Source organism: Streptomyces sp. NBC_01294, from assembly GCF_035917235.1.
In the GTDB taxonomy this organism is placed as follows: Bacteria; Actinomycetota; Actinomycetes; order Streptomycetales; family Streptomycetaceae; genus Streptomyces; species Streptomyces caledonius.
Genome location: NZ_CP108423.1, coordinates 6,388,079 through 6,404,577, shown reverse-complemented (window position 1 = coordinate 6,404,577; position 16,499 = coordinate 6,388,079). Strand labels below are relative to the sequence as shown.

At 74.0% G+C, this 16,499-nt stretch carries 17 protein-coding genes; 12 read left to right on the top strand and 5 right to left on the bottom strand.

The features are described 5' to 3' along the window. The first annotated feature begins 145 nt into the window (after positions 1–145). Together hmgA and OG534_RS28935 are read left to right on the top strand one after the other, a co-directional pair. Positions 146–1,474, top strand: a complete 1,329-nt coding sequence (hmgA, locus tag OG534_RS28940) for a homogentisate 1,2-dioxygenase (protein ID WP_326591878.1) — start codon at positions 146–148, stop codon at positions 1,472–1,474. Between the two features lie 63 nt (positions 1,475–1,537). Continuing rightward, a complete protein-coding gene (locus OG534_RS28935; RefSeq protein WP_326591876.1) occupies positions 1,538–2,287 on the top strand; it encodes a GntR family transcriptional regulator in 750 nt (249 codons plus the stop codon). 13 nt (positions 2,288–2,300) lie between these two features. On the opposite strand, the gene OG534_RS28930 is transcribed toward OG534_RS28935, so the two are convergent. Beyond that, positions 2,301–2,465 carry a hypothetical protein gene (locus OG534_RS28930; protein ID WP_326591875.1) on the bottom strand — a complete coding sequence of 55 codons (165 nt, stop codon included), beginning with the start codon at positions 2,463–2,465 and terminating at the stop codon, positions 2,301–2,303. 136 nt (positions 2,466–2,601) lie between these two features. On the opposite strand from OG534_RS28930, the gene OG534_RS28925 reads away from it, so the two are divergent. After that, positions 2,602–3,726, top strand: a complete 1,125-nt coding sequence (locus tag OG534_RS28925; RefSeq protein ID WP_326593924.1) for a type ISP restriction/modification enzyme — start codon at positions 2,602–2,604, stop codon at positions 3,724–3,726. A 141-nt stretch (positions 3,727–3,867) separates the two neighbouring features. On the opposite strand, the gene OG534_RS28920 is transcribed toward OG534_RS28925, so the two are convergent. Next, complete coding sequence (locus OG534_RS28920) at positions 3,868–4,593, bottom strand: TetR/AcrR family transcriptional regulator (RefSeq protein ID WP_326591874.1); 726 nt, start codon at positions 4,591–4,593, stop codon at positions 3,868–3,870. A 73-nt stretch (positions 4,594–4,666) separates the two neighbouring features. On the opposite strand from OG534_RS28920, the gene OG534_RS28915 reads away from it, so the two are divergent. From OG534_RS28915 to OG534_RS28905, 3 genes are all read left to right on the top strand, one after another. Then, a complete protein-coding gene (locus tag OG534_RS28915; protein ID WP_326591873.1) occupies positions 4,667–5,698 on the top strand; it encodes an ATP-binding cassette domain-containing protein in 1,032 nt (343 codons plus the stop codon). Continuing rightward, positions 5,695–6,483: an ABC transporter permease gene (locus tag OG534_RS28910; RefSeq protein WP_326591872.1), complete on the top strand. Its 789-nt coding sequence runs from the start codon at positions 5,695–5,697 to the stop codon at positions 6,481–6,483. The genes OG534_RS28915 and OG534_RS28910 overlap by 4 nt, the downstream gene beginning before the upstream one ends. A gap of 90 nt (positions 6,484–6,573) precedes the next feature. After that, entirely contained in the window at positions 6,574–7,770 is a 1,197-nt protein-coding gene (locus OG534_RS28905; RefSeq protein WP_326591870.1) for a CaiB/BaiF CoA transferase family protein, read from the top strand. 50 nt (positions 7,771–7,820) lie between these two features. Here OG534_RS28905 and OG534_RS28900 read toward each other — a convergent pair whose 3' ends face one another. Continuing rightward, on the bottom strand, positions 7,821–8,090 hold the full coding sequence (locus tag OG534_RS28900) for a hypothetical protein (protein WP_076046471.1): 270 nt from the start codon (positions 8,088–8,090) through the stop codon (positions 7,821–7,823). A 278-nt stretch (positions 8,091–8,368) separates the two neighbouring features. On the opposite strand from OG534_RS28900, the gene OG534_RS28895 reads away from it, so the two are divergent. Further along, on the top strand, positions 8,369–10,057 hold the full coding sequence (locus tag OG534_RS28895) for a serine/threonine-protein kinase (RefSeq protein ID WP_326591866.1): 1,689 nt from the start codon (positions 8,369–8,371) through the stop codon (positions 10,055–10,057). A gap of 44 nt (positions 10,058–10,101) precedes the next feature. Here the strand turns inward: OG534_RS28895 and OG534_RS28890 are convergent, their stop codons facing one another. Further along, a complete protein-coding gene (locus OG534_RS28890; protein WP_326591864.1) occupies positions 10,102–10,914 on the bottom strand; it encodes an SGNH/GDSL hydrolase family protein in 813 nt (270 codons plus the stop codon). Between the two features lie 200 nt (positions 10,915–11,114). Here OG534_RS28890 and OG534_RS28885 point away from each other — a divergent pair, with 200 nt between their 5' ends. After that, entirely contained in the window at positions 11,115–12,212 is a 1,098-nt protein-coding gene (locus OG534_RS28885) for a DUF5925 domain-containing protein (protein WP_326591862.1), read from the top strand. An 85-nt stretch (positions 12,213–12,297) separates the two neighbouring features. On the opposite strand, the gene OG534_RS28880 is transcribed toward OG534_RS28885, so the two are convergent. After that, a complete protein-coding gene (locus OG534_RS28880; RefSeq protein WP_326591860.1) occupies positions 12,298–12,684 on the bottom strand; it encodes a GntR family transcriptional regulator in 387 nt (128 codons plus the stop codon). Between the two features lie 71 nt (positions 12,685–12,755). Here OG534_RS28880 and OG534_RS28875 point away from each other — a divergent pair, with 71 nt between their 5' ends. From OG534_RS28875 to tsaD, 4 genes are all read left to right on the top strand, one after another. Beyond that, positions 12,756–13,697, top strand: coding sequence for a GNAT family N-acetyltransferase (locus tag OG534_RS28875; protein ID WP_326591858.1), 942 nt, complete (start codon positions 12,756–12,758; stop codon positions 13,695–13,697). After that, positions 13,694–14,176 carry a DUF402 domain-containing protein gene (locus OG534_RS28870; protein WP_326591856.1) on the top strand — a complete coding sequence of 161 codons (483 nt, stop codon included), beginning with the start codon at positions 13,694–13,696 and terminating at the stop codon, positions 14,174–14,176. Before OG534_RS28875 ends, OG534_RS28870 begins: the two co-directional genes overlap by 4 nt. A 329-nt stretch (positions 14,177–14,505) precedes the next feature. Continuing rightward, positions 14,506–15,291 (top strand): tRNA(His) guanylyltransferase Thg1 family protein, encoded by a 786-nt coding sequence (locus tag OG534_RS28865; protein ID WP_326591854.1) that lies wholly within the window; start codon positions 14,506–14,508, stop codon positions 15,289–15,291. 120 nt (positions 15,292–15,411) lie between these two features. After that, positions 15,412–16,485 (top strand): tRNA (adenosine(37)-N6)-threonylcarbamoyltransferase complex transferase subunit TsaD, encoded by a 1,074-nt coding sequence (gene tsaD, locus OG534_RS28860; protein WP_326591853.1) that lies wholly within the window; start codon positions 15,412–15,414, stop codon positions 16,483–16,485. The last annotated feature ends 14 nt before the right edge of the window (positions 16,486–16,499 follow it).

The following is a 16,499-nucleotide window of genomic DNA, read 5'->3' as shown; positions in this document are numbered from 1 at the left end:
CCCGGGAGGAATCCGTGTCCCGCATCCGCGCCCCCCGCCGGGTGGTCGCGGCGGACCGGAAGGCGTACCCCCGGCCCCGTTGACGTGCGGGCCGCGGAATCCTACTGTCAACCATAGGATTCCTTCGACGGAGCGGGAGCAGCACATGAGCGAGCAGGTCGGCGTCGAGCAGGCCAGGAAGACGGCAGAGGCACTGGAGTACCTCACCGGCTTCGGCAACGAACACAGCTCGCAGGCCGTCCCCGGCGCACTGCCGATCGGCCGGAACTCGCCCCAGCGCGCACCCCTCGGCCTGTACGCCGAGCAGCTCAGCGGCAGCGCCTTCACCGAGCCCCGCAGCGGCAACCGCCGCTCCTGGCTCTACCGCATCCGCCCCTCGGCCGCGCACCCGCCCTTCACCCGGATCGACAACGGCGCCCTGCGCACCGCGCCCTTCACCGAGGCCCCGGCGGACCCGAACCGGCTCCGCTGGAACCCGCTGCCCGACCCGGCCCCCGGCACCGACTTCCTGTCCGGCCTGTGGACCCTCGGCGGCAACGGCGACGCCACCCAGCGCGCCGGCATGGCCGTCCACCTCTACGCCGCCAACGCGTCCATGACGGACCGGGTGTTCAGCGACTCCGACGGCGAGCTGCTGATCGTCCCCGAGCGCGGCGGACTGCTCCTGCGCACCGAGCTGGGCCTGCTCGCCGCCCGCCCGGGCGACGTGGCCCTGATCCCGCGCGGCGTCCGCTTCCGCGTCGAGCTGCTGGACGCCGACGCCCGCGGCTACGTCTGCGAGAACTACGGCCTGCCCTTCGAGCTGCCGGACCTGGGCCCGATCGGCGCCAACGGCCTCGCCGCCCCGCGGGACTTCCAGGCCCCGGTGGCCGCGTACGAGGACAGCGAGCGCCCGACCGAGGTCGTCAACAAGTTCTGCGGCAACCTCTGGTCGGCCACCTACGACCACTCCCCGCTCGACGTGGTCGCCTGGCACGGCACCCACGTCCCGTACGTCTACGACCTGCGCCGCTTCAACGTCCTGGGCTCGATCAGCTACGACCACCCGGACCCGTCGATCTTCACCGTCCTGACCTCGCCCTCCGACACCCCGGGGCTGGCGGGCGTGGACTTCGTGGTCTTCGCCCCGCGCTGGCTCGTCGGCGAGGACACCTTCCGCCCGCCGTACTTCCACCGCAACGTGATGAGCGAGTACATGGGCCTGATCGAGGGCGCCTACGACGCCAAGGCCGAGGGCTTCGTCCCCGGCGGCGGCTCGCTCCACAACATGATGTCCGCGCACGGCCCCGACCACGAGACCTTCGACCGGGCGAGCGCCGCCGAGCTGAAGCCGCAGAAGATCGACGATGGCCTGGCCTTCATGTTCGAGACCCGCTGGCCGATCACCGCCACCGCCCAGGCGGCCGGCGCGGATCACCTCCAGCGGGGCTACGACGACGTGTGGCAGGGTCTGCAGCGCCACTTCCGTGCCTGACCTGCACTGCATACCCTTCATGCGCCGCACGTCACCTCTGTCCAGCCGTTCGGAGATCCACCCGTGACCGCCTTCGCCCCCGACTCGCTGGTCCTGAACCGGAAGCTGCCGCTCTGGTATCAGGTGTCGCAGTCACTGCGCGCCTCGATACTGGGGCGCACCCCGGACGCCTCGCTGCGCCTGCCCACCGAGGAGCAGCTCGCCGAGCACTACGGGGTGAGCGTGCTGACCATGCGGCAGGCGCTCAAGGAGCTGGAGGGCGAGGGCCTGATCAGCCGGCACCGGCGGCGCGGCACGTTCATCGAGCCGGGCGCGCTGCGCAGCGCCCCGGTCCGGCTGCTGGGCTCGGTCGACGCGATCGTGGCCCAGCAGTCGGGCGACCGCACGACGATCCTGGGCCACGGGCGGACCGCCGTGTCCGGGGAGCTGCTGGAGCACTTCCCGGACACGCCGGAGGTGGTCACGTACCGCCGGCTGCGCCACGACCGCGAGAGCGGCGAGCCGACCAACTGGGTGGAGAACGCGGTCCTCCCGGAGTTCGCCGGGGCGGTGGACCTCGCCGATCTCGAACGCTGGCCGATGACGAAGGTGCTGCGGGACGTCGTGGGCGTGCGCATCAGCCGGATCACGGACACGGTCGAGGCGCGGCTCGCCGACCCGGAGACGGCCGAGCTGCTCCAGGTCCCGCTGCTCAGCCCGATCCTGCACTACACGGGCGTCACGTACGACGAGGACGGCCGGGTGGTGGACGTAGCGCGCATCCGCTACCGCGGCGACCGGTTCTCCTTCACGGTGACCGTCGACGCGCACTGACCGGCGGCCGGCGTCACTTCCGCTCGTCGTCCTCCGTGGTGCGCTCGCCCTCCGCCTGGGAAGGCGTGGTCCGCATCGTCTGGGGGTGGCGCTCCTTGCGCTGCTTGTCGTCCATGTCCTCGTCGAGGCGCTCGCCCTCCGCCTGCGACGGTGTCGAGTATTCGTCGTACTGGCTCATGACCGTCTCCTCGGTCGATCCTGTACGTATGGGTATATAAGGAGCGTAGCTCTTCGGCCTGGACGCAGCCCGGCCATCGGATCCCGTCGCTACCATCGGCGGCGTGAGCGAAGACGTACCGCTGCTGGACGATCTGATGCCCTGGGCCGTGGGCGGCCTGCGCCTGGGCCGGGACTGGGTGGCCGCACCCGACCCGGCGGCCCTGCGCGCCCGCTGGGCCGCCCTGACCGGCTCCGAAGGGGCCGAGCGGGAGCGGCTGTTTCGCCCGAGCCGCCGCCGCACGCCGACGACAGGGGCGGCCGCGCTGCCCGGACAGCGCTCGGCGGCCACGACCCGTTTCGCCGACGCCCCCGGCCCCTGCCCCGACCCGGTACGGGTGCTCCGCGAGCCCTTCGACGAGCAGTGGCTCCTGCCCGACCAGCGGCTCATCGACGCGGCCCGCCCGGAGCTCTGGCGGGTCCGGGACGAGCACCAGCTGTTCCTCGTCGAGACCCCGGAGCCGCTGGTCACCGCGCACCTCCCGGCCGGCCGGCTCGGGCGGATCCGCCCCCTGCACCGGCGCCCCGGCGGCGCCGAGCCGAACCTCGCCCCCGGCCTGCTGCCGCTGCTGGGCGAGCGGCACGGCGGCTGGGTCACCCCCGAGGACGTCCTGTGCTGGATCCTCGCGGCGGGCCGCCCGGGGCCGCGGGGGTACGAGGTCCCGCTCGCCGCCGACCCCGCGCACTGGCGGGCCGGTCTGGAGCTCGGGCACCGCCTGCTCACCGTCCAGCTGCGCGGAGGCCGCGGAGGCGAGCCGCCCCGGCTGCCCGGCGGGCGCCGCCCGTACGTCCGCTCGGCGGTCGGGGCGTGGCCGCAGGCGCTCGCGTACGACGCCGAGAGCGAGACGCTGAGCCTCGGCAGCGGAACCGTGTCCCCCGTACCGGCCGGGGCCTGGGGGTACGAGGCGCAGGGCGCGCGGGTGCTGGAGGCCTGGTTCGCCGCGCGCACCGCGCACCGCGGCCCGGACGCCGAGGGGCTGGAGGCACTGGGGCCCGCCCAGTGGCCGCAGAGCTGGACCTCGGAGCTGCTCGCCCTGGTGACCACGCTGGCGCTGCTGGCCGATCTGGCCCCGGAGCGGGCCGCGTTCGAGGCCGGGCCGGGCCTGTCGGCCGGGAAGCTGCGCGCGGCGGGGGTGCTGCCGGCCCCGGCCTGGACCCGGCGCCCGGCCTCGGTGCTGGACCACCAGGAGGAGGGCCCGGGCGGGCAGTTCGCACTCCTCTGAGCGGGCTCCGGGCTCCGCTATCTGCTATCTGCTATCCGGCATCCGGGCAGCCTTTGCTCGCGACCTCCCGGCACCCTCCGACCGACCTCGGGGCAGCCCCTGAGCGGCTCCCCGGCGGCCGCCCGCAGCGTTCGAACCGCCCTACGCGCCCCACGCCCCCAGCAGCCGCGACACCGAGCGGTCGAAGACCGCGGCCATGTCCAGCCCCGCGCCCGGGACCGGGCCGCCGCCGGTGAGGGCCGCCGCCAGCCGCGGGTACTGCCCGGTGGCCAGGCGGGAGCCGAGCCAGGCCGACCGTACGCGCTGCTCCTCCTCCTCGCCCCAGGGCAGCGACCGGGCCCGCTCGGCCAGCGCGAGTTCGCCCGCCACATAGGTCGCGACGGTGCCGTTGACCGCGGCGACGAGCTCCAGTTTCTCGTCGTCCGGCGCGTCCAGCGGGGCCAGGCAGTCCAGGCTGTGCTCCAGGTAGCGCAGGGCGTTCGGGCTGAAGCCGTAGACGGGCGTCAGCAGGCGCGGCAGCCACGGGTGGCGGTGCATCAGCGCCCGCGTCTGGCGGGCCAGCGCCAGCAGGTCGGCCCGCCAGTCGCCGGTCGGCGCGGTGAACTCGTACTCGGCGCTGACGGCGTCGACCATCAGCTCGTACAAGTCCTCCTTGCGCGGCACGTAGTTGTAGAGGGACATGGTCCCCGCGCCGATCCCGGCCGCCACCCGCCGCATGGACACGGCCTCGATCCCCTCCGCGTCGGCGATCCGCACCGCCTCGGACGCGATCGACTCGCGGCTGTGCGCGGGCCTGGGGCCGCGGCCGGTCCGCGGGGGGCGGGACCAGATCACTTCGGGTTCAGCGGGTCGCCCGCCGGCTGTCATCGCTCAGATCACCTCGTCGTCTCACCACCATCTTAGTTACGTACGACGTACGTAGTGAGGTACGGTGGCGCACATGACGACTACGTACGCTGTACTTAGTGAAGGTCTGGAGAAGAACTACGGGGAGGTCCACGCCCTGCGCGGCCTCGACCTCGCCGTCCCCGAGGGCACCGTCTGCGGTCTCCTCGGCCCCAACGGCGCGGGCAAGACCACCGCCGTCCGGATCCTCGCCACCCTGACCCCGCCCTCCGGCGGCCGCGCCCTCATCGCCGGCCACGACGTCACGCGGGACCCCGCCGCCGTCCGCCGCGCCATCGGCGTCACCGGCCAGTACGCCTCCGTCGACGGGGACCTGACCGGCCGTGAGAACCTCCGGCTCTTCGCCCGGCTCACCGGACTGCGCGGTTCCGCGAGCCGGGCCCGGGCCGACGAGCTGCTGGAGCGCTTCGGGCTCGGCGAGGCCGCCGACCGGGTGGCCTCCACCTGGTCCGGCGGCATGAGGCGGCGCCTGGACCTGGCCGCCGGTCTGATCACCCGCCCCCGCGTGCTCTTCCTCGACGAACCGACGACCGGCCTCGATCCGGCGGCCCGGGAGCACATCTGGACCGCGGTACGGGAACTCGTCGACAAGGGAGCCGAGGGCACCACCGTGCTGCTCACCAGCCAGTACCTGGAGGAGGCCGACCGGCTCGCCGACGACATCGTGGTCGTCGACCGCGGCCGGGCCGTCGCCACCGGCACCCCGGCCCGGCTCAAGGCCCGGATCGGCGCCCGCGCCGAGGTGACCGTCACCGCGCGCGACGCGCTCGCGGGGGCCGCCGCCGTGCTCGACCAGCTCACCGGCGGCCGGCCCGTGCTCGACGAGGAGCGGCTGACCGTCGGCGTGACCGTCCTCGACACCGGGCTGACCCTGCCCCGGATCATCCGGGAACTCGACACGGCCGGCGTGCCGGTCACGGACGCGAGCCTGCGCCCGCCCACCCTCGACGAGGTGTTCCTGCGCCTCACCCGGGCCCGCCCCCAGCCCGGTGCCCGACCCGAGCCCCAGGACCGCCCCCAGGACCGCCCCCAGACCCGTCCCGCCGGCCAGGAGTACGCCGCATGAGCACCCTGCTGTCCGACGGCGGAGCCGTCCTGACCCGCCAGCTCCAGAAGGCCCGGCACGCCCCGGCGCTCCTGATCCTGACCCAGACCATGCCGATCACCATGCTGCTCTTCTTCGGCTACGTCTTCGGCAGCGCCCTCGCCATGCCGGGCGCGGAGTACCGGGAGTTCCTGGTCCCGGGGCTGCTCGCCGCCACCGCCGCGAACGGCCTGATGACCGGCATGTTCACGGCGGCGCAGGACGCCCACCGCGGGGTGACGGACCGGTTCCGGACCCTGCCGATGAGCCGCACCGCCGTGCCGCTCGGGCAGACGGCGGCCGACCTGCTCACCACCGGCGTGTCGATGGTGCCGCTGATGCTGGTGGGGCTGGCGATGGGCTGGCGGATCGAGAACGGCCTCCCCGGCGCGTTGGGGGCCCTGGGCGTGCTGCTGCTGTTCCGCTTCGCCACCGCGTGGGCGGGCACGTACCTGGGCCTGTTGAGCCGGAGCGAGGAGGCGGCGGGCCAGCTGGGCAGCGCGACCTTCGTCCTGCCGATGCTGTCCAGCGCGTACCTGCCGACCGCCGGACTGCCCGGGTGGCTGCGCGCGGTCGCCGAGTGGAACCCGATCAGCGCCGTCGCCACCGCCGTTCGCCAGCTGTGCGGGAACGCCGGGGCCGAGGCCGGGGCGGGCGCGGCCTGGCCCGCCGCGCATCCCGTGGCCGGGGCGCTGCTGTGGTCGGGGCTGCTCCTGGCGGTGTTCGTGCCGCTGGCCACGCGCAGGTTCGCGCGCGGGCAGGGCTGACGCCCGAACCGGACGCGGCCGGCGCACGGATGACGCATGTCACGACCCCGCCTGGTGACAGTTCCCCGTCCGACCCGGTAGGCAGGGCCCATGGCTACCGAACCGCTCCCCCTCGACGGCGTCACCGTCGTCGCCGTCGAACAGGCCGTCTCGGCCCCCTTCGCCACCCGCCAGCTGGCCGACCTCGGCGCCAGGGTGATCAAGGTCGAGCGCCCCGACGGCGGCGACTTCGCGCGCTCCTACGACACCGCCGCGCACGGCCTCGCCTCGCACTTCGTCTGGGCCAACCGGGGCAAGGAGTCGATCGCGCTCGACCTGAAGGACCCGCGCGGCCGGGAGGTCCTGCACGGGCTGCTCGCCGACGCCGACGTCTTCGTGCAGAACCTGGCCCAGGGGGCGGCCGCCCGGCTCGGACTCGACTCGGCCGCCCTGTGCGCGCGTTACCCGCGGCTGGTCGCCGTGGACGTCTCGGGCTACGGCGCCGAGGGCCCGTACGCCCACAAGCGCGCCTACGACATGCTCGTGCAGTGCGAGGCGGGGCTGGTGTCGGTCACGGGCACTCCGGAACAGCCCGTCAAGGCGGGGATTCCGGCGGCGGACATCGCCGCGGCCATGTACGCCTTCTCGGGTGTGCTGGCCGCGCTGCTGCGCCGCGGGGTCACAGGGCGCGGGGGCAGGGTGGAGGTGTCGATGCTGGATGCGCTCGCCGAGTGGATGGGGCATCCGCTGCACCACACGATGCACGGCGGGGAGCAGCCCGTGCGCACCGGCCTCGCGCACGCGGTGATCGCGCCCTACGACGCGTATCCGACGGCCGACGGGGACCGGGTGCTGCTGTCGGTGCAGAACGACCGCGAGTGGCGGCGGTTGGCGGAACAGGTGCTGGAGCGGCCCGAGTTGGCGGACGATCCGGCGTACGCGACGAACACGGCCCGGACGGGGAACCGGGAGAAGACCGACGCGGTGGTGGCGCAGGCGCTGGGCGGGCTGGGCGCGGACGAGGCGATCGTACGGCTGGAGGCGGCGGGCATCGCGTGCGCGCGGCTGAACTCGGTGGCACAACTGGCCGGGCATCCGCAGCTGGCGGCCCGGGACCGCTGGCGGGAGGTGGGATCACCGGTCGGTCCGCTGCGGGCCCTGCTGCCCCCGATCGGGCTGCCGGGCGGCGCGGCACCGCACATGGGTGCGGTGCCCGCGCTGGGCGAACACACCGAGGCCCTGCTGCGCGCCCTGGGGATGGCGGGCGCGCAGATCTCGGAACTGCGCCGGGACGGTGTGATCGCGTAGGGCCGGGAAGCCGGAGGCCGAAGGGGCGAACGGCTGCGCTGCGGGGACGGTTACGAGCGGCGGCTGCCGAAAAGCGTGCGACGCAGGCGGCGCAGCGGCGCGAAGAGCGAGACGCGCGCGCTCCGGCTCCGCAGGCGGTGCGTGTGGTCGCGGGAGGTGAGCTCGCGCATCAGCAGCGTCGCCTCGGCGGTCTCCCGGTGCGGGACGGCAGGACCGCCCAGCACGGCGAGGTGGCGGTCGAGGCGCGAACTGGTCGCGCTGCTCCCGCAGGTGATGGCAGGCACGCGAGGCGGCCTGCTGCGCATTGCTATTTGTTCCATGATCTCTCCCCACCCGTACGAGGGCACCCGGCCCGGGCAGGTTAACCCTATCGCCCTCGCGTCGCCCTCGGGTATCCCGGTGGTGTGAATTACCCCTATGGCGACGGGGAGTTGACGATTACTCAGCGGAGTCGGCCGTCACTCTCCGCATAGATGTCACGCTGCGGAGGCCCCCGCGCGAGTCGCGTCACGACAGGGGCCACTTGGCGCACACTGCGCTAACTTGGAGTGATCACCTGATGACCCATGGGCGCACAGGAACACACCGGGGGGCCCGCGTGAGTGAGGAATCGAACTCCGATCGTGTCATCTCGGGCCGGTACCGCCTGCTGGAACCGATCGGCCGCGGCGGGATGGGCATCGTGTGGCGCGCCCGGGACGAGGTGCTGGCCCGCGACGTCGCCGTCAAGGAGGTCCGGGCGCCGGCCGGGCTGGACGCCGCCGAACTGCAGCGCATGTACCGGCGGCTGGAGCGGGAGGCCTGGGCGGCGGCCAGGGTCTCGCACCGCGGGGTCGTCACGGTCTACGACGTGGCGTCCGAGGACGGGCGGCCCTGGATCGTGATGGAGCTGATCCGCGGGCTCTCGCTGGCCGACGTGCTGGAGGCCGAGGGGCCGATGAGCCCGCAGCGCGCCGCGCACATCGGGGAGCAGGTCCTGGCCGCGCTGCGGTCCGCGCACGACTCCGGCGTGCTGCACCGGGACGTGAAGCCGGCGAACGTGCTGATCGCCAACGACGGCCGGGTGGTGCTCAGCGACTTCGGGATCGCGAGCCTGGAGGGCTCCTCCGCCATCACCATGACGGGCGAGGTGGTCGGCTCCCCCGAATTCCTGGCCCCCGAGCGGGCGTTGGGCCGTGATCCGGGCCCCGAGTCGGACCTGTGGTCGCTCGGGGTGATGCTCTACGCGGCCGTCGAGGGCGTCTCGCCGTTCCGGCAGGCCACCCCTCTGGACACGCTGCGGGCCGTGGTGGACGAGGAGTTGCCGCGGCCGCGCCGGGCCGGGCCGCTGGAGCCCGTACTGGAGGGGCTGCTGCGGAAGGACCCGGCCGAGCGGCTGCCCGCGGCGGAGGCGGCCCGGATGCTGCGGGTGGTGGGCGCGGGCGGGGCCGTGCGGGCCTCGGGCGGGCCGGTGTCGGGACCGGACACGCCGACGGCCACCGCGCACCACCGGCACGAGCCGGGGGGCGGCGGAGCGCAAGGGGTGCCGCGAGCCCCCGGAACGCAGGGGTCGTCGTACGGGCAGCCCACGCCGCCGCTGCCCGCACCCCGGCCGGATGCGCGCGAGAGCCGCGCCGGGCTGGTGCTGACCGTGGGGATCGCGGTGCTGCTGCTGGCCCTGGCCGTGCTGGGGTGGCTGCTGCTGAAGGATCGCCAGCCGGCCGGCGGCGCCCGCGGGAACGGCGGCGCTCCGTCCGGTTCGGCCACCACCGCCCGGCCCGCCACCACGCCGCCCTCGGCCCCTCCGTCCGGATCGGCCCCGGCGTCGGCCTCGGCGTCGCCCGGTGCGGCGCAGCACGTCTCGGTGTACGTCAACGCCGTGCGCTCCACGTACACCGGCAGCTGTCCGCCGCCCGCCGGGCACGCGCCCGCCTTCGCCGCCACCGTCGAGGTGGAGCGCACTCCGGTCGTGCTGGAGTACCGCTGGGCCACGCGGAGCGGGCGGACCTCGGGCCCCGGCTGGCAGTCCGTCACGTACGAGGGGGCCGGGCCGAAGAGCCGGCGGCTGGAGCACACCGAGCTCACGCACGTCGCGGACGGGACCTTCGACGACGCGGTCCGGCTGGAGGTGCGGGGGCCGGCCGAGGTGACCACCCAGTGGGTGGCCACCTCGGTGACGTGCAGGAAGGAGACCCCGACGGGCGGGGCCTCCTCCCCCGAACCGAGTCCGTCACCGGCCGTCACGCCCACGGCGAGCGCTCCGGCGACCCCTGGGGACGGTGAGGGCGAGCACCCGGAGCCGGCCTGACACCAGGAGCCTGCCTGACACGCGGATCAGGCCTGATACGCGGATCAGGCCGCGTTGGTGAACGCCGGCAGGTAGCCGCCGGACTGTCCGGCGGCGGTCGGGTGGTACGACTCCGCGATGTTCAACCAGTTGACGCTGTGCAGCCACGCGTTGCCGGAGCAGATCTCGTGGCCCGTGAAGGCGCCGGCGACCGAGGCGAAGGTGAAGCCGTGGTCGGCGGCGCGTTTGGCGATGGCGGCGTTGAGGTGGTCTGCGGCGCCGTTGATGGCGGCGCGCTCGCCCTCGGTCAGGCCGGTGGTGCAGGTGCCGTTCAGCTTGTAGAAGCGGGGATAGCCGAGGACGACGACGTGCGCGCCGGGCGACCGGCTGTCGATGGCGTTGTAGACCTGGTCGAGCCGGCCGGGGAGGGTGGAGTCCACGTAGGCCTTGGCCTGGTTCACGCGGCTGATGCAGGTGGATTCGGACTGGAGCACACAGGTCGTCATGACGTCGGAGAATCCCGCGTCGTTGCCGCCGATGGTGATGCTGACGAGGTCGGTGCCGGAGTTGAGCGGGGCGAGCTGGCCCGCGAGGACGTCGTTCGTACGGGCGCCCGAGCAGGCGGTGAAGGAGAAGGTCTGGGGGGAATGGGTGGCGGCCCACAGGGCCGGGTAGGCGCGGGTGGTGCGCTTGCAGTTCCCGCTCGCGCCGTCGTAGTTGCCGGCGCCGAGGCCGGAGGAGTACGAGTCGCCGAGGGCGACGTAGCCGAAGTCGGCCCGGGCGGCGGCGGCCGCCTGGCCCGCGCCGAACAGGGCGGCGCCCGCGGCGAGTAACAGGGAGAAGGTGAGGGCAGCGAAGCGCGACGGTTTCCAGCTCATGTGTGCGGCTCCTTGTGGGGGTTACTCCTGAGTCCGTGGTACAAGCAGCCGGGGCCCGCTGGAAGTGTCCATGCCAAGAATGTTCGGAGCAGAGTTGCGGTCCGAACCTTCACTCCGAATGCGTTTGAAGAGGGAACTTGGGCACCCGATCCGGCGAAACACGGGTGCACGGGGGCACCGTGTGCCGGATCATGGGCGCCATGCCAGCCAACCCGCATGACGCGCTGCCGATCCGGCTCAACGTCGACGACAGCGATTCCCCGTCGGATGTCGTCGACGCGCTGTTTCTCGGCCGGTTCGCATCCGGCGAGCAGCCGTACTCGCACAGCATGTCGATCGAGCGGGTCAAGGCGGAGGCGACCCTCCTGCCGCCGGAGGCCACCGTGTTGCGCTCGGCGCGCGACAGCGACCGCAGCGCCACCCTCGCCGAGGGCGAGGGCTGGACGATGCTCGTCTCGCGCTGGAGCCGGGGCGCGGACGTGACCGTGACGGCGGTCAGCGACGAACTCGCCGCCAGCGTGCTCGGCACGGCCACGGAAGGCGTGCAGGACGAGCCCGAACCGCAGCCGGAGAACGTGACGATGGGCTTCTGGTACGTCTCCCCGCGCCGCGGCCCGTACCGGACGACCCGCCAGATCGCGGCCGGGACCTGGGCCGAGGTGCGGCCCAACTACACCGCGCCGGTGGCCGGGGCCATGGACCGGCTGATGAAGGTGACCCCGGACGACATCGCGGGCCGGCTGCTCCTGCTGCACGGCCCGCCGGGCACGGGCAAGACCTCCGCGCTGCGCACTCTGGCCCGGTCCTGGCGGGACTGGTGCCAGGTGGACTGCGTCCTGGACCCGGAGCGGCTGTTCAACGACGTCGGCTACCTGATGGACATCGCGATCGGCGAGGACGAGGGCACGGCGAAGGGCCGCTGGCGGTTGCTGCTGCTGGAGGACTGCGACGAGCTGATCCGCGGCGAGGCCCGCCACACCGCCGGGCAGGCGCTGTCGCGGCTGCTGAACCTGACGGACGGACTGCTGGGGCAGGGCCGCAACGTCCTGGTCGGGGTGACCACCAACGAGGACCTGGAACGGCTCCACCCCGCGGTGGTACGGCCGGGGCGCTGCCTGGCGCGCATCGAGGTCGGCCGGCTGACCCACCGGGAGGCGGTGGACTGGCTGGGCACCGCCGAGGGCGTCCCCCGCGAGGGGGCCAGCCTGGCGGAACTGTTCGCGCTACGGCGCGGGACGGGACCGGCGGCGATCCTGCCGCCGCAGCCGCACTCCACGGAGGCAGGCCTGTACCTCTAGCCTCCGGCGGGGCTGAAATACAGCCCCGCCGGCGATTGAGGCGCGGGGGTCCGGGGCGGAGCCACCGGCAACGGCGCCGCGGAGGCTACTCGGCTGCGTACCGGGCCCGGAGGGCTTCGGTGGCGGCGGCGGACGCCTCGGCCTGCGTCAGGCCCAGCCGGTGGGCCCGCTCCGCGTACGCCTGCGCGGCAGCCGCGGCCTCACGGGACGCCCCCTCCGCCGCCGCGACGAACGTCCCGTTGCGGCCCCGCGTCTCGATCACCCCGTCCGCCTCCAGCGCCCGGTACGCCTTCGCGACGGTGTTGGCGGCCAGCCCCAGCTCCTCCGCCAGCCCCCGTACCGTCGGCAGCTTGAAGCCCGCCGGCAGCTTCCCCGACCGGGCCCGGTCGGCGATCTGCGCGCGCAGCTGTTCGTACGGGGCGGCCGACCCGGCCGAGCCATCGATGGTGATCTTCAGGTTTGTCGAGGTCACGCGGGTGATTGTCCCCCATCGCCGGAAAATTGGGAGGCGCCCGGCGCGAAAGCACCCGTAGCGTCTGGCACATGACCGTATCGATCCGCGACCTCCGCCCGGGCGACTCCTTAGATGCGGAGTCCGTCGTGCGGGTACGGCGTGCAGCCCTGCCCTTCGTGATCACCACGGCTGCGGACGTGGCCTTCGAGCTCTCCTGCGCCCCTCCCGCGAAGCGCTACCGCATCCTCGTCGCCGAGACCGACGGCGGCCAGGTCATCGGCACCGCCCAGGTCGGCATCGCCTACGACAGCCCGGAGCCCGGCCAGTCGTTCCTCAACGCGTACGTCGACCCGGCCCGCCGCGGCCTCGGCGCCGGCCGGCTCCTGCTCCGCGCCGCCGAGGAGCACCTCGCCGCGCAGGACGCGGTGGACGCGTACGCCTGGGTCCTCGACGAGCCCGCCCCTCGCGCCTTCGCCGAGCGGCACGGCTACCGCCCCAGCCGCTCCGCGCACTTCCTGCGCCTGGACCTGGCGGCGGCCGCGCTGCCCGCGCTGCCGCCGGCCCTCCCCGCCGGGGTCGAGCTGGTCGCCGCCTCGGCCTTCGCCGCCGATCCGCGTCCGCTCTTCGAGGCCGACGCGGAGGCGACCGCCGACGAACCGGGCGACGTCGCGGCCGCGTTCGACGACTACGAGGACTGGCTCGCGCACACCTGGAGCAGCCCGTCCCTCGACAAGGAGCTGACCACGGTCGTCCTGGTCGACGGGGCGGTGGCCGCCTTCTGCGCGGCCGAGACCGACGGCGCCGCCCGCTACTCCTCGGCGATGACCGGCACCCTGCGCGCCTTCCGCGGCCGGGGCCTGGCCAAACTCGCCAAGACGGCGTCCCTGCACCGGGCCCGCGCGGCCGGGTACACCGAGGCATTCACCGGCAACGATGCGGACAACGGCCCGATGCTCGCCATCAACGAGTGGTTCGGGTACGAGATCTGCGCGACCGAGACCCGCTACACGAAGAAACTGGAGACAGTGTGACCGAGCAGCTGACCGTCGTCCTGACCAAGGCCGGCCGGACCAAGATCCGCTACCCGGCGGCGCAGGTCGCCGACGACGGCGACCGGATCTCCGTGCGCGCCCCCTGGGCGGCCGAGGGCGTACGGGACTTCGGCTTCGTCCGCTTCGAGCCGGGCGACGTGTTCGTCGAGCACTTCTGGCGGACGCGCTGGTACGCGGTCAAGGAGGTGTGGACCGGCGACGGCGTCCTCAAGGGCTGGTACTGCGACGTCACGCGCCCGGCCCTGGTGCGCAGCGGGGAGATCCTCGTCGAGGACCTGGACCTCGACCTGTGGGTCTCGGCGGACGGGTCCCGCGTCCTGCGGCTGGACGAAGACGAGTTCGCCGAGAGCGGGCTCGCCACGAGCGACCCGGAGGCGGCCGCCCAGGCGGTACGGGCCCTCGACGCCCTGGACGACCAGGCCCGGACGCCGGCCGGCCTGGCCGCGCTCCTCGCGTAGCGCGTAGCACGTAGCACGTAGCGGGCAGCGGGCAGCAGAGGTCACGGGCGCCGCGCGCGCGGCGACCCTCCCGTGGGGAGCCGGGAGGGCGCCGGGCCCGGGATGGTCCGGGGCCACACCCTATGCACGGGCCCCGGCGCGCGGGTAGGCATATGACAGAGGAGATTCCGGATCGCGGAACGCCCGTCCCGGGCACGGTCCGTTTCCCGGGCACGGTCCGCGTCCCGGGAAGGGGCCACGTCCCCCGGGAGGGTCCGTCTTCCGTCTACGGGCCGCCGCCCGGGGGCCCGCCGATAGCCTGGGCCGGACACCACACCTGGGGGGGCACCATGAGCGGCACGACGGCACTCGGCGACCGGATGAAGCGGTACGAGGCCGCACACCGAACGGTCCTGCCCCGCCGCACCTACACGATCCTGCGGCTCGACGGCCGCGCCTTCCACACCTATCTGGCCGACGCGGACAAGCCCTTCGACACGGGCTTCGTCGCGGACATGGCCGCGGTCACCGAGGCGCTGTGCGCCGAAGCGGCGGGAACGGCGCTCGCGTACACGCAGTCCGACGAGATCAGCCTGCTCCTCACCGACTTCGCCTCGGCGGGGACCGAACCCTGGTTCGGCGGCGTCACCGCCAAGCAGCTGTCCGTCTCCGCGTCCTTGGCCACGGCCGTGCTCAATGAGCGCCGGCCGGGCCGACGGGCGCTCTTCGACGCCCGCGTCTTCACGATGTCGGACCCGGTCGAGGTCGCCAACTACTTCGTGTGGAGGCAGCGCGACGCCGTCCGCAACAGCATCTCCATGGCCGCTCAGGCGCACTTCTCCCACAAGCGGCTGCAGCGGGTGTCCAGCGGGGCCATGCAGGAACTGCTGTGGGCGGAGGCGGGTGTGAACTGGAACGACTATCCGGCGGCCTGCAAGAGGGGCCAGGTCGCCGCACGGCTGACCGGCGAGCGGGAGGTCGAGTACGCCGACAAGCGCACCGGCGAGACCGTGCGGACGACGGCGGTCCGCTCCTGGTGGGAGGTGTCCGCCGCGCCGCACTTCACGACCGGGCCGACGGGGTGGCTCGCAGGGGTGATCCCCGCGCTGCCCGCCTTGACGGCTTCGGCCGGCTAGCCGGGCAGCCCGGTCCGGGCGGGCGGGGCAATGCCCTCCCGCGTGAGCGCGCACCCCGGCCGACGGCGTACCTTATTGCACGCATGTTGCAACTACTGCATATGTGCGAAAGGGGTCGTCGTGGGTTCTCCGGTGGTGCTCGGGATCGAGTCCTCGTGTGACGAGACGGGCGCCGGGCTGGTGCGGGACGGGCGGCTGCTCGGGCACGCCGTGGCGTCGAGCATGGACGAGCACGCCCGTTTCGGCGGCGTGGTGCCGGAGATCGCCGCGCGGGCCCACGTCCACTCCTTCACCCCCGTCGTACGGGAGGCCCTGGACCGGGCCGGGCTGCGGATGGCGGACATCGGCGCGGTGGCCGTCACCACGGGCCCGGGGCTGTCCGGGGCGCTCCAGGTCGGCCTCGCCGGTGCGAAGACCCTGGCCTTCTCGCTCGGCGTGCCGCTGTACGGGGTGCACCACCTGGCCGGGCACGTCGCCGCCGACACCCTGGAGCACGGGCCGCTGCCCGACCCGTGCATGGTGCTCATCGTCTCCGGCGGGCACACCTCCCTGCTCCTCGTACGGGATCTGGCGCGCGACCCGATCGTGCACCTCGGGGACACGATCGACGACGCGGCCGGGGAGTGCTTCGACAAGGTGGCCCGGGTGTTCGGGCTGCCGTACCCGGGCGGACCGGCCGTCGACCGCACCGCCCGCGCGGGCGACCCGCGCGCCGTGCGGTTCCCGCGGCCGCTGACCGGGCCGGGGGACTCCCGGTACGACTTCTCCTTCTCCGGCCTCAAGACGGCCGCCGCCCGCTGGGCCGAACAGCACCGGATCCGCGGCGAGGAACTGCCCCTGGCGGACGGGGCGGCCTCGCTCCAGGAGGCGGTGGCCGACGTCCTGACGCGCAAGGCGGTCGCCGCCTGCCGGGAGTACGGGGTGGGGACCCTGGTCGTGGTGGGCGGGGTCGCCGCCAACTCCCGCGTACGGGCGCTCGCCGAGAAACGCTGCCGGACCGCCGGCATCACCCTGCGCGTACCGCCGCTGAACCTGTGCACCGACAACGGGGCGATGATCGCCGCCGTCGGCGACCTCCTGGTCCGGGCGGGCGCCGAGCCGGCGCCGCTCGACGTCTCGATCGACCCGTCCGCCCCGCTGGAGTACGCGGCCCTGCACCCGGTCGCCCGCGCCCTGTCCCGCCAGGGCGCGTAGGGCGACTGGCGCGT

Bases quoted from the DNA above. Each gene is read 5' to 3' on its own strand.
- OG534_RS28930 (WP_326591875.1), bottom strand. From the start codon at position 2,465: ATGAGCCAGTACGACGAATACTCGACACCGTCGCAGGCGGAGGGCGAG.
- OG534_RS28905 (WP_326591870.1), top strand. From the start codon at position 6,574: ATGGCTACCGAACCGCTCCCCCTCGACGGCGTCACCGTCGTCGCCGTC.
- OG534_RS28890 (WP_326591864.1), bottom strand. From the start codon at position 10,914: ATGAGCTGGAAACCGTCGCGCTTCGCTGCCCTCACCTTCTCCCTGTTA.
- OG534_RS28915 (WP_326591873.1), top strand. From the start codon at position 4,667: ATGACGACTACGTACGCTGTACTTAGTGAAGGTCTGGAGAAGAACTAC.
- OG534_RS28925 (WP_326593924.1), top strand. From the start codon at position 2,602: ATGCCCTGGGCCGTGGGCGGCCTGCGCCTGGGCCGGGACTGGGTGGCC.
- OG534_RS28875 (WP_326591858.1), top strand. From the start codon at position 12,756: ATGACCGTATCGATCCGCGACCTCCGCCCGGGCGACTCCTTAGATGCG.
- OG534_RS28885 (WP_326591862.1), top strand. From the start codon at position 11,115: ATGCCAGCCAACCCGCATGACGCGCTGCCGATCCGGCTCAACGTCGAC.
- OG534_RS28865 (WP_326591854.1), top strand. From the start codon at position 14,506: ATGAGCGGCACGACGGCACTCGGCGACCGGATGAAGCGGTACGAGGCC.
- OG534_RS28910 (WP_326591872.1), top strand. From the start codon at position 5,695: ATGAGCACCCTGCTGTCCGACGGCGGAGCCGTCCTGACCCGCCAGCTC.
- hmgA (WP_326591878.1), top strand. From the start codon at position 146: ATGAGCGAGCAGGTCGGCGTCGAGCAGGCCAGGAAGACGGCAGAGGCA.
- OG534_RS28920 (WP_326591874.1), bottom strand. From the start codon at position 4,593: ATGACAGCCGGCGGGCGACCCGCTGAACCCGAAGTGATCTGGTCCCGC.
- OG534_RS28900 (WP_076046471.1), bottom strand. From the start codon at position 8,090: ATGGAACAAATAGCAATGCGCAGCAGGCCGCCTCGCGTGCCTGCCATC.